The following is a 14,473-nucleotide window of genomic DNA, read 5'->3' as shown; positions in this document are numbered from 1 at the left end:
GAGCCCGAACCACATCCAGCATCGACGCAGAAGATCCTGACACCGGGGTAATCCGTGAAAAAGCTCTCCGCACGACGACGCCATCCGTTGGCGGCGGTCGTCGTACTACTCCTCGCGCTGGCGGCTACCGGGGGGCTGTACGCCGCGTTTGCGCCCGCGAGTAAGGCGCAGGCCGACGACACCGCCCAGTCCCTCGCCATTGACGAGGGCAAGAAGCTGTACTCCGTCGGTTGCGCCAGCTGCCACGGAACCGGTGGTGAGGGAACCACCGACGGGCCCCAGCTTGTCGGCGTGGGCTCCGCCGCCGTGGACTTCCAGGTCGGTACCGGCCGTATGCCGGCGCAGCAGCCGGGTGCCCAGGTACCGAAGAAGAAGGTCATCTACACCCAGGACGAGATCGACCAGCTCGCGGCGTACGTCGCGTCGCTCGGCGCCGGTCCGATCACTCCGACCAAGAGCCAGGTCAGCCCCGAGGGTGCGGACGTGGCCAAGGGCGGCGACCTGTTCCGTACCAACTGCGCCCAGTGCCACAACTTCACCGGCCAGGGCGGTGCCCTGACCAAGGGCAAGTTCGCCCCGACCCTTGAGGGCGTGGACCCGAAGCACATGTACGAGGCCATGCAGACCGGTCCTCAGAGCATGCCGTCCTTCCCGGACACGACGATGCCCCAGCAGCAGAAGAAGGACATCATCGCGTACGTCCAGTCCGTGAACAGCGCGGAGTCCGCGAGCCCCGGTGGCCTCAAGCTCGGCGGCCTCGGTCCGGTCAGCGAGGGTCTGTTCGGCTGGATCGCCGGGCTCGGCGCACTGATCGCAGTTGCCGTCTGGGTCGCGGCCCACACCGCTAAGGCCAAGAAGTCATGAGTAGCCAAGAGATTCCAGAAGAGAACCTGCCCGCAGAGCAGGCCCCCGCGCACGGCGCGGTAGAGGGTACGGACGATCCGTTCGCCGACCCGGGGCTGCCGGCCCACCAGCCGCGCATCCAGGACATCGACGAACGGGCCGCGGACCGGTCCGAGCGCGCGGTCGCGTTCATGTTCACGCTGTCCATGCTGGCGACGGTCGGCTTCATCGCCTCCTTCGTCATCTTCCCGGTCGACAAGATCGTCTACATCTTCCCGTTCGGTCATGTGAGCGCGCTCAACTTCTCCCTGGGGCTGACCCTGGGCGTGGCGCTCTTCGCGATCGGCGCGGGAGCCGTCCACTGGGCGCGCACCCTGATGTCCGACGTGGAGGTCGCCGACGAGCGGCACCCGATCTCGGCCGAGCCCGAGGTCAAGGCGAAGGTTCTCGCCGACTTCGCGGCCGGTGCCGAGGAGTCCGCGTTCGGCCGGCGCAAGCTGGTCCGCAACACCATGTTCGGCGCGCTGGCCCTGGTGCCGCTCGCCGGTGTGGTGCTGCTGCGCGACCTCGGTCCGCTGCCGGAGAAGAAGCTCCGCTCGACCCTGTGGGCCAAGGGCAAGCAGCTCGTCAACATGAACACCATGGAGCCGCTCCGTCCCGAGCACGTGACGGTCGGTTCGCTGACCTTCGCCATGCCCGAGGGTCTGTCGGAGCACGCGGAGGACTTCCAGAAGCAGATCGCCAAGGCCGCGCTGATGATCATCCGCATCGAGCCGTCCAACATCAAGGACAAGCGCGAGCGCGAGTGGGCCCACGAGGGCATCGTGGCCTTCTCGAAGATCTGCACCCACGTCGGCTGCCCGATCAGCCTGTACGAGCAGCAGACCCACCACGTGCTCTGCCCGTGCCACCAGTCAACCTTCGACCTCTCCGACGGCGCCCGCGTCATCTTCGGTCCGGCCGGTCACGCCCTTCCGCAGCTGCGGATCGGCGTGAACAGCGAGGGCAACCTCGAGGCGCTCGGTGACTTCGAAGAGCCCGTCGGTCCTGCATTCTGGGAGCGCGGATGAGTACTGCGACCGATACGAAGCGCAAGGCGCCCGCCGGTGAGAAGATGGCCGACTGGGCGGACGGCCGGCTGGGGATCTACTCCCTGGCCAAGGCCAACATGCGCAAGATCTTCCCGGACCACTGGTCCTTCATGCTCGGTGAGATCTGCCTCTACAGCTTCATCATCATCATCCTCACGGGTGTGTATCTGACGCTGTTCTTCCACCCGAGCATGAACGAGGTCGTCTACCACGGCCCGTACGAGCCCATGCAGGGCATCCAGATGTCCGAGGCGTACGCCTCGACGCTGAACATCAGCTTCGACGTCCGCGGTGGTCTGCTGGTCCGGCAGATCCACCACTGGGCCGCGCTGATCTTCCTGGCCGGCATGTTCGTGCACATGATGCGTGTCTTCTTCACGGGCGCGTTCCGCAAGCCGCGTGAGATCAACTGGCTGTTCGGCTTCCTGCTGTTCGTGCTCGGTATGTTCACCGGCTTCACCGGCTACTCGCTCCCGGACGACCTGCTCTCGGGTACGGGTGTCCGGTTCATGCAGGGCGCGGTCCTGTCCATGCCGATCGTCGGCACCTACCTGTCGATGTTCATGTTCGGCGGGGAGTTCCCGGGCGGCGATATCATCGCCCGGTTCTACTCGGTCCACATCCTGCTGCTGCCCGGCATCATGATGGGGCTGCTGGTGGCGCACCTGATCCTGGTCTTCTACCACAAGCACACGCAGTTCGCGGGTCCCGGCCGGACGAACAAGAACGTCGTCGGCATGCCGCTGCTGCCGGTGTACATGGCGAAGGCCGGAGGGTTCTTCTTCCTGGTCTTCGGCGTCATCGCCGCCATCTCGGGCATCGCCTCGATCAACCCGATCTGGGCCATCGGGCCCTACCGCCCGGACCAGGTGTCCACCGGCGCGCAGCCCGACTGGTACATGGGGTTCTCCGAGGGCCTGATCCGTGTGATGCCGGGCTGGGAGATCAACCTCTGGGGCCACACGCTGGTCCTGGGCGTACTCGTACCGCTCATGATCTTCCCGCTGGTGCTGGTCGCGATCGCCGTGTACCCGTTCGTCGAGTCCTGGGTCACCGGGGACAAGCGCGAGCACCACATCCTGGACCGCCCGCGCAACGCGCCGACCCGCACCGCCTTCGGCGTGGCGTGGATCACGTGGTACTTCGTGCTGCTCGTGGGTGGTGGCAACGACCTCTGGGCCACGCACTTCCATCTGTCGATCAACTCGATCACCTGGTTCGTGCGGATCGCCTTCTTCGTCGCTCCCGTCCTCGCGTTCATCGCAACCAAGCGGATGTGTCTCGGCCTCCAGCGCCGGGACAACGAGAAGGTGCTGCACGGGCGCGAGTCCGGGCTCATCAAGCGCCTGCCGCACGGTGAGTTCGTCGAGGTCCACGAGCCGCTGTCGCAAGGTCAGCTGCACACCCTCACCGCGCACGAGCAGTACACGCCGGTCGAACTCGGCCCGCTGGTCGACGAGAACGGCGTCAAGCGCAAGGTGTCGCCGCTGGAGAAGCTGCGGGCCAAGCTCAGCAAGGGCTACTACGGCGAGAACAACCAGATCGTCAAGCCCTCCGCCGAGGAGTACAAGGAGATCACCGACGGCCACGGCCACCACTGATCACCTGAACTGATCGCCACAGCGGGAGCCCCGCCCATCCATACGATGGACGGGGCTCTTCGCTGTCCCCGGCGCTCGATAGGGTGGTCACATCCCTTTATCGGCTGTGGACCCCAGGAGCGGACCATGAACGTTGTGACCCCGGTCGGCGGCGACAGCGTGGCGGCTCGTTCCTGGCCCGGCGTGCTGACCCCGCTGCTGCGCGGCGAGGACCTGAGCGCCGACGACACCGCGTGGGCGATGGACCGCATCATGAGCGGTGAGGCGACCGACGTGCAGATCGCCGGCTTCGCGGTGGCCCTGCGCGCCAAGGGCGAGACCGTCACGGAGGTCACCGGTCTGGTCCGTGCCATGTACGAGCACGCCACCACCATCCACGTGCCCGGCCGTACGGTCGACATCGTCGGCACCGGCGGCGACATGGCCAAGACGGTCAACATCTCCACCATGTCCGCCATCGTCGTGGCGGGGGCCGGGGCCAAGGTCGTCAAGCACGGCAACCGCGCCTCCTCCTCGGCCAGCGGCTCCTCCGACGTCCTGGGCAAGCTCGGCGTCAACCTGGATCTGCCGCCGCAGCGCGTGGTCGAGGTGGCCGAGGAAGCGGGCATCACCTTCTGTTTCGCGGTGAAGTTCCACCCCGCCCTGCGGTACGCGGCGAAGGCACGGTCCGAGCTGGGCGCCCCGACCACCTTCAACATCCTCGGCCCGCTCACCAATCCGGCCCAGGTCCGCTCCCAGGCCATCGGCGTCGCCGACCTGCGGATGGCGCCCATCGTCGCGGGCGTGCTCGCCGAACGGGGCAACTCCGCGCTGGTCTTCCGCGGTGACGACGGCCTGGACGAGCTGACCACCACCGCGACCTCCCGCGTCTGGGTGGCCCGGGACGGCGTCGTGCGCGAGCAGGCCTTCGACCCGCGCGATGTCGGCCTGGACCTGGTGCCGGTGGAAGCGCTGCGCGGCGCCGACGCCTCGTACAACGCCGATGTGGCCCGCCGGCTGCTGGCCGGCGAGACCGGTCCCGTACGGGACGCCGTCCTGCTCAACGCGGCGGCGGCCCTGGTGGCGCTGGACCAGGGGGAGGGCACGCTCACCGAGCAGCTCGCCGCCGGTATCGCGAAGGCCGCCGAGTCCATCGACTCCGGGTCCGCCGGGCGCGTGCTGGAGAGATGGGTCAGGGCCAGCAACGCCTGAGCGTACGGAAGGTGAAGCGGGGCGCGGTCCAGATCATGGACCGCGCCTTGCGCGTTCCGGCACGTATGGCAAGATGCTGGGCAGGTCATGAGTGACAGCGACTACGGCCCCGGCCCGCTGTCCGGCAACCCTCCGTCCGTGGCGGGGTGCCCCGGGTGAAGACCAGGCCGTAGGCAGCGAGGTCTGCGGCAAGCGCGGACCCCTCGACGTCGTGAGATGTCCACCCGTGGGGTCCTGGTCCTCAGGGAGCCTCTGTGAGCAAGCGAATGCGATAGGGCGTTTCGGCCCTCCTCCGCACACCCTCTTTTCTTCCTTCCGTGCTGCCGCGTATCCGCGGGCACGCGGAATTCGCCTGCCTGTTACGGGAGTCCGTCATGTCTGTCTTCACCGCTGCCGCCGACCAGTCCATTTGTGCCCCTCTGCCGGTTCTGGGCAAGGATGTGACGGTCCCGCTGGTGACCGGCGGTGAGGTCGCCTACGCCGCGCTGGACTACGCCGCCAGCGCCCCGGCCCTGCAGCGGGTGTGGGACGACGTCGCCGCGTACGCGCCGTACTACGGCAGCGTCCACCGCGGCGCCGGCTACCTCTCGCAGCTCTCCACGGACCTTTTCGAGTCCAGCCGCGTCACCGTCGCGGAGTTCCTCGGCTGCCGCGCCGACGACCAGGTGATCTTCACCCGGTCGACCACCGACTCGCTCAACCTGCTGGCCGCCGCGGTCCCCGCCGACTGCCAGGTCTTCGTCTTCGAGACCGAGCACCACGCGTCGCTGCTGCCCTGGCGCGACGCCCGGGTGACCTACCTGAACGCCCCGCGCACCCCCGCCCAGGCCGTCGCCACGCTGGAGCGGGCACTCGCCGACCGCGACCCCTACGGCCCCGCGCTGGTCTGCGTCACCGGCGCCTCCAACGTCACCGGTGAGCTGTGGCCGGTCAAGGAACTCGCCGCCGCCGCGCACGCCCACGGCGCGCGGATCGTGCTGGACGCCGCGCAGCTGGCCCCGCACCACCCCGTCGACATCACCGAGCTGGACGTGGACTGGGTCGCCTTCTCCGGGCACAAGCTGTACGCGCCGTTCGGCTCGGGCGTCCTGGCCGGCCGCTCCGACTGGCTGCGCGACGCCGAGCCCTACCTGGCCGGCGGCGGCGCCTCCCGCAAGGTCGCCCGGCGCACCGGCGGCGGGGTGGACGTCGAGTGGCACACCACCGCCGCCCGCCACGAGGCCGGATCCCCCAACGTCATCGGCGTCTACTCCATCGCCTCCGCCTGCAAGGCGCTCACCGAGGCCGGATTCGAGGGCTTGGTCGCCCGGGAGCAGCAGCTCGTCACCGCGGTCCGCGCCGGCCTCGCCGAGGTCCCCGAGGTCAAGGTGCTCTCGCTGTTCGGCGACGACGCCCCGCGGGTCGGCGTCATCTCCTTCGTCGTGGAGGGCTGGAACAGCTCGCACTTCGCCGCGGCGCTCTCCGCCGAGTACGGCATCGGGGTGCGCGACGGACTGTTCTGCGCCCACCCGCTGGTGCGCACCCTGCTCGGCAGCGACCCGCAGGACATCGGTGAGTGCGGTGCGCCGGAGGCCGAGCCGGGCGAGAGGTCGCTCAACGCGATCCGGGTCAGCTTCGGTGCCGGTACGCCGGACGAGCACATCGAGCGCTTCGTGCGGGCGGTCAGGGAACTGGTGAGCGAGGGCGCCCAGTGGAAGTACCGCACCGAGGACGGCCGTTGCGTCCCGGACCGGGGCACCGCCCAGGTCCGAGGGGCGTGAAACACGTTCGGCCGGGTACGGACAGCTGTCCGTACCCGGCCGAACCCATGTACCTATGCGTCCAGGCCGATGGCGAAGGCCGCCTCCAGGTCGTGCTGCGAGTACGTACGGAACGCCACGTGGGTGTCGGTCCCCTCGACGCCGGGGATCTTGCTGATCCGGCCGGGGATGACGTCGGCCAGATCGTCGTGCTTGGCCACCCGGACCATGGCGATCAGGTCGTACGTACCGGTGACCGAGAAGACCTCGCTGACGCTGTCCAGCGCCGCGACGGCCTCGGCGATCTCGGGGATCCGGTCCACGCTGGTTTTGATGAGCACGATCGCGGTGATCACGGCTGGCTTTCTCCCTCGGTGGCGACTGGAGATCTCACTCTAGCGTCACGCCGGTAGCGCCCCCAGGCGTAGAGGAAGCCGATGGCGAAGCCGACCACATGGGCGAGATAGGCCACGCCGGGGCCGCTGCCCGCACCCTCGGCGGCCAGCCACTGGAGCACGAACCAGAAGATCAGCACGATCCAGGCGGGGAAGCGCAGCGGCAGGAAGAGCAGGAACGGGAACACGCTGGTGACCCGGGCCCTGGGGAAGAGGTAGAGGAAGGCGCCCAGCACCGCCGAGATCGCCCCCGACGCGCCGACGAGTGTCTGGTCGGACGTGGCGTGCGCGGCCGCGTAGGCGAGCAGCGCGAGGTAGCCGCAGCCGAGGTAGAAGAACGCGAACTCGGTGTGGCCCATGCGCTCCTCGGCCATCGCTCCGAACACGTACAGGAACAGTATGTTGCCGAGCAGATGCAGCCAGCTGCCGTGCACGAAGAGCGCGGTCAGCGGAGTGAGCAGGGCGTGTGCGGAGCCGTCCCACAGTTCGCTCGGGATCACGCCCCAGCGCTCGAAGTACCCGGCCTGGGCGGACAGCAGGGCGTCCGCGCCGCCGTACACCGGGTTGAGCCCGGAGAGCGGGCTGATCGCGAAGACCACGCAGCACAGGGCGATGAGGGCGTACGTCACCGGCGGTCCGCCCGAGGTGGCCGCCCGCAGGAGTCTGCCGGCCGCAGCCCGCCGATCGATCATGAACAGAGCATGGCTCAAGCGGAGGGAACCGGACAGACCGCCTCGCCGTGCCGGTGGTATGCGGCGAGGCCGTAGGGTTACGGCAGGACATCCGCAGTTCGACGGCGCACCGCGAAGATCCTTTAAGTGGCAGCACGAGGCCCGACGAAAGAGGACGCAACGATGACGACGGTTCCCCAGCCGACCGAGGCGACCCGCTGGCGCTGCACGCTCTGCGGAAACCTCACGCGATTCGACGTGACGCGCTCCTCCAAGGTAGTCGAATACGTCCATCTCGACCTGGCCGGGGAATCGAGCGTCGAGGAACGCGAGGTGGTCAGTGAGACCATCGAGTCGGTGCGCTGTCGTTGGTGCAACGCGGTGGACCAGATCGAGCTAGTGGACAGGCCGGGTGCCGACTCCTGACGGGGCCGTGCGGACATACAGTTTGAGGTGACGGATGGTGGAGCAGCCCGCTGGCGGCGCCGCGTCGGCCGATGCGGCCGACGATGCCGTGGAGGTGCTCGACCGTCCGCTGCCCGAAGGCGTACGGCGTCGGGTCGTCGCGCTGGTCTCGGACGCGTTCGGCGGCCTCACGGTCACCGAACTCCCGGCTCAGCTCAGACAGTACGCCCGTTTCACGCCGAACCGGCGTGCCAAGTTCGCCGGGAACGCGATGGCGGCCGCCCTGGAGGGCGACGCGTCGTTCCGCCGGCGCATCGGTGAACGGCTGAGGGAGACCCAGCCGGAGCTGAGCGCCGCCCTGGAGGCGGGCTCGCCGCCCGCTGCCGCCGACCCCGTCGATGTGGCCGCCGCGGCCTATGTGCTGCGGCCGGCCGGCTGGGTGAAGCTCCTCGCGGCCGCGGGCGAGGAGGCCGAGCGGGCCGGCGCCGAGCGGGTGGACGACGAGACCCGGCGCGAACTGGAACGGCTGCGCGAGGAACTCGTCCAGGCCCGCGCCCAGACGAGGAGCGAGACCGAACGGCTCCGCGGCGACCTCGACGCGGCCCGCAAGGAGGCCGAGTCGCTCCAGCGCAAACTGCGCAGCGCGGCCAACGAGGTGAAGCGCGGCGAGGCCGCGCTGCGCCGGGGCCGGACCGAGAGCGACGCCGTACGGGCCGAGGCGGCCGTGCAGGTGTCCGCCGCGGAGAGCGAGACCCGGAGGCTGCGGGCGCGGCTCAGCGAGGCGGAGGCGTCCGTCGAGGCGGGACGCCGGGCCGCGCGTGAGGGCCGGTCGGTCGAGGACATGCGGCTGCGGCTGCTGCTCGACACGGTGCTCGAAGCGGCCGGCGGACTGCGGCGCGAACTGGCGCTGCCGCCCTCCTCGATGCGTCCCGCGGACACCGTCGACGCCGTCGAGCCGGGCCGGATGTCCCCCAAGGACATCGCCGCCAGAGCCCTTTCGGACACCGATCCTGCGCTGTTGGACCAACTGCTCGCGCTGCCGCAGGCGCATCTGATCGTGGACGGCTACAACGTCACCAAGACCGGCTATCCGCAGATGCCGCTGGAGAAGCAGCGGCTGCGGCTGCTGGGCGGTCTGTCGGTGCTCGCCGCCCAGACGGGCGCCGAGATGACCTGCGTCTTCGACGGGGCCGAACTGGCCGCTCCGGTACTGCTCGCGCCGCCCCGGGGAGTGCGGGTGCTGTTCAGCAGGGCCGGGGTCACCGCGGACGAGCTCATCCGGCAGCTCGCCCGTGCCGAACCGTCCGGGCGGCCCGTCGTGGTGGTCTCCACCGACCGCGAGGTGGCCGACGGAGTGGCGAAGGCGGGGGCCAGGCCCGTTGCGTCCCTCTTGCTCCTGAAGCGGCTTTCGCGCGTTTAGCGAGACTTGTTGCGGCGTGTCGGAAATTACGGAACGGGCCGTCAATTCGCCGCTACACGCAGTGTGGTGTGGGTAAAGAAGTACCGGCTGTGACGAGATTTTTCCTGCGAGGATTTGAACTGATCACAGGATGGTCACTATGGTCGGGCCTCGAACCTTCGCACGGTTGATCACCCACCCGGGGTGGCAGTGAAGGAACCGCCGAGTCCGTGATCCATACGGAGCCGGGGATGTGTGTCCCCCACAGCCCGGTAGGCGGCTCACGGAAGAAGGAGCTCGCCTTCGTGGCGTCCCACCGTCGTCCCAAGAACCCGAGCCGCGCCCGTGTGACCGTGCTCACCGCGACCGCCGCCGCGGCCGTGGCCCTGACCTCCCAGGCCGCTCACGCCGACCCCAAGCCGACCAAGAGCGAGGTCAAGGAGAAGGTCGACAAGCTCTACCACGAGGCGGAGACGGCCACCGAGCAGTACAGCGGGGCCAAGGAGAAGCAGGAGAAGCTCGAAAAGCAGGTCGGCGCGCTGCAGGACAAGGTGGCCCGCGGCCAGGAGGAGCTCAACACGCTCCGCTCCGGCCTCGGTTCGCTCGCCGCCGCGCAGTACCGCTCCGGCGGCATCGACCCCTCCGTGCAGCTCTTCCTCGCCTCGGACCCGGACAGCTTCCTCGACCAGGCCTCCGCCCTGGATCAGCTGACGGCCAAGCAGGCCGAGTCGATGCAGAAGATCCAGGAGAAGCAGCGGTCCCTCGCGCAGGAGCGCAAGGAGGCCCAGAACAAGCTGAGCGACCTCGCGGACGTCCGCAAGACGCTCGGTGAGAAGAAGAAGAAGCAGCAGGGCAAGCTCGCCGAGGCGCAGAAGGTGCTCAACACCCTGACCGCCGCCGAGCGCGAGAAGATGCGCAAGGACGACGTGCGGGCCAGCCGCGACGCGGGCGACCGCGTGGAACTCGGCAACGAGGCCCCGGCCTCCGGTCTCGGCGGGGCCGCCCTCCAGGCCGCCTCCACGCAGGTCGGCAAGCCGTACGTCTCCGGCGGCACGGGCCCCAGCTCCTACGACTGCTCGGGCCTGACCCAGTGGGCCTACGCCCAGGCCGGTGCCCAGATCACCCGCACCACGTACACCCAGATCAACCAGGGCACCCAGATCGCGCGCAGCCAGCTCAAGCCGGGCGACCTCGTCTTCTTCAGCAACACCTCGCACGTGGCGCTCTACGCGGGCAACAACACCGTGCTGCACGCCCCGAAGCCGGGCGCCGTGGTCCGCTTCGAGTCGATGAACACCGTCGGCGCCTACCAGACCGCCGTGCGCATCTGATCACCCCCGAACGGGCGAATTCCCGCGCCCCGTACTGACCGCCCGCCCCGCCGGAGACCACAGGTCACCGGCGGGGCGCCGTCATTTGTGCCTCCCGTCCGCCCGGCGCGGCCTTTGTCCGCTGTGTGATCGCGCGACTACTGTCTGGCTGCCGCGCAGCTCCACGTGTCGGCCCGCCCGCCCCGGGCGGCAGGGGCTGCGCACATCTGCGTACAGCGGAAGGAAGTGCGGCGTCCTGTGGTGTCCCATCGCCGTTCCACACAGCCCGGCGTGAGCCGGAGCGCCCGGGTCACTGTCCTGTCGGCCGCGGCGGCGACCGCCGCCGCGACGCTCGGCGCGGCCACCGCGCACGCCGGTCCGCAGGACACCCCGCAGTCCGCCGGGGCCCGGGTGGACCGCCTCTACGCCGAGGCCGAGCACGCCACCGAGCAGTACAACAAGGCCGGTGAGGACGTCGGACGGCTGCGCGGTGAGGTGAGCCGGGCGCAGGACCGGGCGGCCCGGGGCCAGGAGCGCGTCAACGGGATGCGTACGGCGCTCGGTTCCGCGGCCCGCGCGCAGTACCGGTCCGGCGGCATCGACCCCTCGGTCGCCCTGCTGCTCTCCTGCGACCCGGACAACTACCTCGACCGGGCCGCCGTCCTCGGCCGGGTGAACGACAGCCGGGCGGGCGCCCTGTCCGAACTCCGCAGGGCCCAGCGGGCGCTGGCCCAGATCCGGGCGGAGGCCGCCGGCTCGCTCGCCGGCCTGGAGCGCGGCCGCGCCGCCGTCAGCCGTCACAAGCGGACCGTCGTACGCAAGCTCACCGAGGCCAGGCGGCTGCTCGGATCGCTGCCCGGCACCGACCGGTTGGCCTCCGAGCGGGCCTCGCGCGACGGCCGGGACACCGTGACGGGGACGACGGCCGGACTTCCGGCGGGCTCGGCGCGGGCGGCGGCCGCCGTCATGGCCGTCCAGCGGGCGCTGGGCCGCCCGTACGTCTGGGGCGCGAGCGGGCCCTCCGGATTCGACTGCTCCGGGCTGATGCAGTGGGCGTACGCCCAGGCCGGGGTCAGCCTGCCCCGCACCTCGCAGGCCCAGCGGTACGCCGGCCACCGGGTGCCGCTCTCCCAGGCCCGGCCCGGTGATCTGGTCGCCTACCGCGCGGACGCCAGCCACATCGCGATGTACGTGGGGAACGGCCAGGTCATCCACGCCCCGTACCCCGGCGCCCCGGTCCGCTACGACCCCGTCGGCATGATGCCCGTCTCCTCGGTCACCCGGGTCTGACCCCTACGCCCTCGCCCACGACGGGCAGCGGCGTCGCGGGTGAGGTCGTTACTCTCGTTCCTGTGGCTGATCAGGGGCGTACCGCGGGGCGGGCAGGCGGTGGACGACGGCGCGCGGCGGGCGCCGTGCTCGCCGCGCTGCTGTGCGCCACCGCCTGCTCGGCCCCGGCCGGTCACGCCCCGGACACCGCCGCCGCCGATATCCGCGCCACCCTGGACCGGCGGGCCGCCGCGGTGCTGCACCACGACCCGGACGCCTACGCCGCGGTCGTCGCCAAGGACGCCCCCGACCTGCGGGCCGCGCAGCGCAAGGAGATCGGCCACCTCGCGGACATGCCGATCGGCTCCTGGACGTACCGGCTCACCGATGTCTCAACGCACGGCGCGGACCGGGCCACCGCCGATGTCCGGCTCGGCTACCGGATCAAGGGCTACGACAGCGCGCCGGTCTCCGTCGACCGGGTCCTCGACCTCGAACGGGACCCGGCGGACGGCCGCTGGTACCTCACCGCCGACCGCCCGGCCGAGGGCGGCGGCCGGCAGCTCTGGCAGCAGGGCGACATCGAGGTGGTGCGCGGCACGCACAGCCTGGTGCTGGGCGTCGGCCGCTCCCGCGACGAGCTGACCCGGATCGCGGCCACCGCGGACCGGGCGGTGCCCGCCGTCTCCGACGCCTGGCCGGAGCACTGGGCGGGGCGGGTGGTGGTGCTGGTCCCGGACACCGTGCGGGACATGGCGGAGCTGCTCGGGTCGCCCGCCGCGAACTACCGGGGCATAGCGGCCGTCACCACCGGCGAGACCGGCGGCTCGGGCACGGCGCCCGCTGACCGGGTGATCGTGAACCCGAAGGCGTACGCGATGCTCGGCGCCTTCGGGCAGCGCGTCGTCCTCACCCACGAGACCACCCATGTCGCCACCCGCACCCGCACCTCCGCCGCCACCCCGACCTGGCTCTCCGAGGGCTTCGCCGACTGGGCGGCCTACCGGGAGGGGGAGCGCACCGCCGCCGAGGTCGCGCCCGAGCTGGCGGACGCCGTCCGGCGCGGCGAACCGCCCGCCGACCTGCCCACCGACGAGGACTTCGGCTTCACCGAGGACCCGGACCGGCTGGCGAGGGCGTACGAGGGCGGCTGGCTGGCCTGCGAGCTCGTCGCCGACCGCTGGGGCGAGGAGAAGCTGTTCGCCTTCTACCGGGCCGTCGGAGGGCACTCAGGGCGGGACGGAGCGGTGGAGCAGGCCCTGCACGAGGTGCTCGGCACGACTCCGCAGGACTTCACGGCGCGCTGGCGGGAGTACGTGCGCGACCGGCTCGGCTGACCCCGTGGGCCGGCCGCGTCACCGTGTCCCGCCACAGCCGCCCGCCCGCGATCAGCGTCGCGGCGACCAGCAGCCCGTTGCGCAGGAACATCAGCGTCACGCCCGTCGCGTCGCTCGTCACCACATGGATGAACCCGAGCGGGAACTCCAGCTGGGTGACACCCGTCGCCACCAGCACCAGACAGGCCGGCAGCGTCATCCGGCTCTCCCGGAAGACCAGGCACACCGCGGCCGTACCGACCAGCCACAGCATGTACTGGGGGCTGATCACCCGGCTCGTGGTGGTGAACAGCAGCACCGCGGTGAACGCCGCGTCCGCCGGCGTACTCACGCCGAACGTGCGCGCCCTCAGCCGCCACACCACCAGCCAGCCGAACGCCACCACGCTCAGCCCCAGCGCCAGCGTGCTCACCAGCGGCACGTGCGGGCCCAGGAACTCCAGCGAGCCGTAGTGCAGCTCCACCCGGCCCCGCCAGCCGAACTGCCGCGCCACATGGAAGACCAGCGCCCCCAGCGACTCGACCTCGGTGCCCCGGTCGCGCTGGAATCCGAGAAAGGCCAGCGCGCCGGGCGCCGCCACCGCGCACAGCACCAGCAGCCCGAGCGCCACCCCCGCCGCGGTCGTCCACGCCAGACGCGTGCGGCGCCCGCGCGCCGTACCGGCGAGCAGCAGCACCGGCCACACCTTCAGCGTCGCCCCGACCGCCGCCAGCGCTCCCATCACCCGCGGATGCCGGACACCGGCCAGCAGCGCCGCCACCGCGACGGCCGTCACCATCACGTCGTACCGGGCGTACGCGGTCGCACCGAGCAGCGGCACCCCCGCCACCCACACCCACGCCCCGGCCGTCCGCCGGGCGGCGCCCCGGCCCGCGTACAGCAGCAGACCCAGCACCAGCGCGTCGCAGAGGAACGCCAGGACGAAGAAGGCCGAGGCGTAGTCCAGGAACGGCAGCAGGGCGGGGGACAGGATCGCGAGCGCCGCGACCGGCGGGTACTGCCAGGTGACGTCGGACTGCGGGTAGCTGCCCGAGCGCAGCACGTCGTACCAGCCGTGGTAGATCACCGAGACGTCGTTCGTCACGTCCGCCCCCGGCAGCGTGATCACCTTGATGACACAGAGCAGCAGCAGCGCCCTGGTGAGGGCCCACACCACGAAGGCCGGTTGTGCGCTGCTCGAACCCGTCATGTCCCGTCCTCGTCCGTTCCGTCGGTTCCGTCG

The 14,473-nt window shown here is 70.7% G+C and carries 13 protein-coding genes and 1 riboswitch; of the genes, 10 read left to right on the top strand and 3 right to left on the bottom strand.

Annotated elements, in window-relative coordinates:
- Positions 1-54 precede the first annotated feature (54 nt).
- The 5 genes from qcrC (at position 55) to ACZ6S6_RS01895 (ending at position 6,486) form a co-directional block, all read left to right on the top strand.
- Positions 55-864: a cytochrome bc1 complex diheme cytochrome c subunit gene (gene qcrC, locus ACZ6S6_RS01915; RefSeq protein ID WP_362953494.1), complete on the top strand. Its 810-nt coding sequence runs from the start codon at positions 55-57 to the stop codon at positions 862-864.
- Positions 861-1,913: a cytochrome bc1 complex Rieske iron-sulfur subunit gene (qcrA, locus tag ACZ6S6_RS01910; RefSeq protein WP_362953495.1), complete on the top strand. Its 1,053-nt coding sequence runs from the start codon at positions 861-863 to the stop codon at positions 1,911-1,913. The genes qcrC and qcrA overlap by 4 nt, the downstream gene beginning before the upstream one ends.
- Positions 1,910-3,535, top strand: a complete 1,626-nt coding sequence (gene qcrB / locus ACZ6S6_RS01905) for a cytochrome bc1 complex cytochrome b subunit (protein ID WP_362953497.1) — start codon at positions 1,910-1,912, stop codon at positions 3,533-3,535. The genes qcrA and qcrB overlap by 4 nt, the downstream gene beginning before the upstream one ends.
- A gap of 126 nt (positions 3,536-3,661) precedes the next feature.
- Positions 3,662-4,726, top strand: a complete 1,065-nt coding sequence (gene trpD, locus ACZ6S6_RS01900) for an anthranilate phosphoribosyltransferase (protein ID WP_362953499.1) — start codon at positions 3,662-3,664, stop codon at positions 4,724-4,726.
- Between the two features lie 83 nt (positions 4,727-4,809).
- Positions 4,810-4,927: riboswitch (SAM riboswitch) on the top strand.
- A gap of 173 nt (positions 4,928-5,100) precedes the next feature.
- The gene (locus ACZ6S6_RS01895; RefSeq protein ID WP_469703117.1) at positions 5,101-6,486 is read left to right on the top strand and encodes an aminotransferase class V-fold PLP-dependent enzyme; all 1,386 of its coding nucleotides are present in this window, start codon (positions 5,101-5,103) and stop codon (positions 6,484-6,486) included.
- Positions 6,487-6,539: 53 nt separating this feature from the next.
- Here ACZ6S6_RS01895 and ACZ6S6_RS01890 read toward each other — a convergent pair whose 3' ends face one another.
- Positions 6,540-6,821: an Lrp/AsnC family transcriptional regulator gene (locus ACZ6S6_RS01890; RefSeq protein WP_123470113.1), complete on the bottom strand. Its 282-nt coding sequence runs from the start codon at positions 6,819-6,821 to the stop codon at positions 6,540-6,542.
- Positions 6,818-7,552 carry a rhomboid family intramembrane serine protease gene (locus ACZ6S6_RS01885; RefSeq protein WP_362953503.1) on the bottom strand — a complete coding sequence of 245 codons (735 nt, stop codon included), beginning with the start codon at positions 7,550-7,552 and terminating at the stop codon, positions 6,818-6,820. Before ACZ6S6_RS01885 ends, ACZ6S6_RS01890 begins: the two co-directional genes overlap by 4 nt.
- A gap of 162 nt (positions 7,553-7,714) precedes the next feature.
- On the opposite strand from ACZ6S6_RS01885, the gene ACZ6S6_RS01880 reads away from it, so the two are divergent.
- The 5 genes from ACZ6S6_RS01880 (at position 7,715) to ACZ6S6_RS01860 (ending at position 13,251) form a co-directional block, all read left to right on the top strand.
- Positions 7,715-7,957 (top strand): hypothetical protein, encoded by a 243-nt coding sequence (locus ACZ6S6_RS01880; RefSeq protein ID WP_024494175.1) that lies wholly within the window; start codon positions 7,715-7,717, stop codon positions 7,955-7,957.
- A 37-nt stretch (positions 7,958-7,994) separates the two neighbouring features.
- Complete coding sequence (locus tag ACZ6S6_RS01875; protein ID WP_469703115.1) at positions 7,995-9,356, top strand: NYN domain-containing protein; 1,362 nt, start codon at positions 7,995-7,997, stop codon at positions 9,354-9,356.
- Between the two features lie 284 nt (positions 9,357-9,640).
- Positions 9,641-10,666, top strand: coding sequence for a C40 family peptidase (locus ACZ6S6_RS01870; RefSeq protein ID WP_469703113.1), 1,026 nt, complete (start codon positions 9,641-9,643; stop codon positions 10,664-10,666).
- A gap of 237 nt (positions 10,667-10,903) precedes the next feature.
- Positions 10,904-11,935 carry a C40 family peptidase gene (locus ACZ6S6_RS01865; protein ID WP_469703111.1) on the top strand — a complete coding sequence of 344 codons (1,032 nt, stop codon included), beginning with the start codon at positions 10,904-10,906 and terminating at the stop codon, positions 11,933-11,935.
- 62 nt (positions 11,936-11,997) lie between these two features.
- On the top strand, positions 11,998-13,251 hold the full coding sequence (locus ACZ6S6_RS01860) for a gluzincin family metallopeptidase (RefSeq protein ID WP_469703107.1): 1,254 nt from the start codon (positions 11,998-12,000) through the stop codon (positions 13,249-13,251).
- Here ACZ6S6_RS01860 and ACZ6S6_RS01855 read toward each other — a convergent pair.
- The gene (locus tag ACZ6S6_RS01855) at positions 13,208-14,440 is read right to left on the bottom strand and encodes a glycosyltransferase 87 family protein (RefSeq protein ID WP_469703104.1); all 1,233 of its coding nucleotides are present in this window, start codon (positions 14,438-14,440) and stop codon (positions 13,208-13,210) included. The two genes, ACZ6S6_RS01860 and ACZ6S6_RS01855, sit on opposite strands and share 44 nt — an antisense overlap.
- Positions 14,441-14,473 lie beyond the last annotated feature (33 nt).

The organism is Streptomyces sp. NPDC048671 (assembly GCF_055587045.1).
Note: the sequence above shows the minus strand (reverse complement) of the source record. Positions and strands in the feature narration are given on the sequence as shown.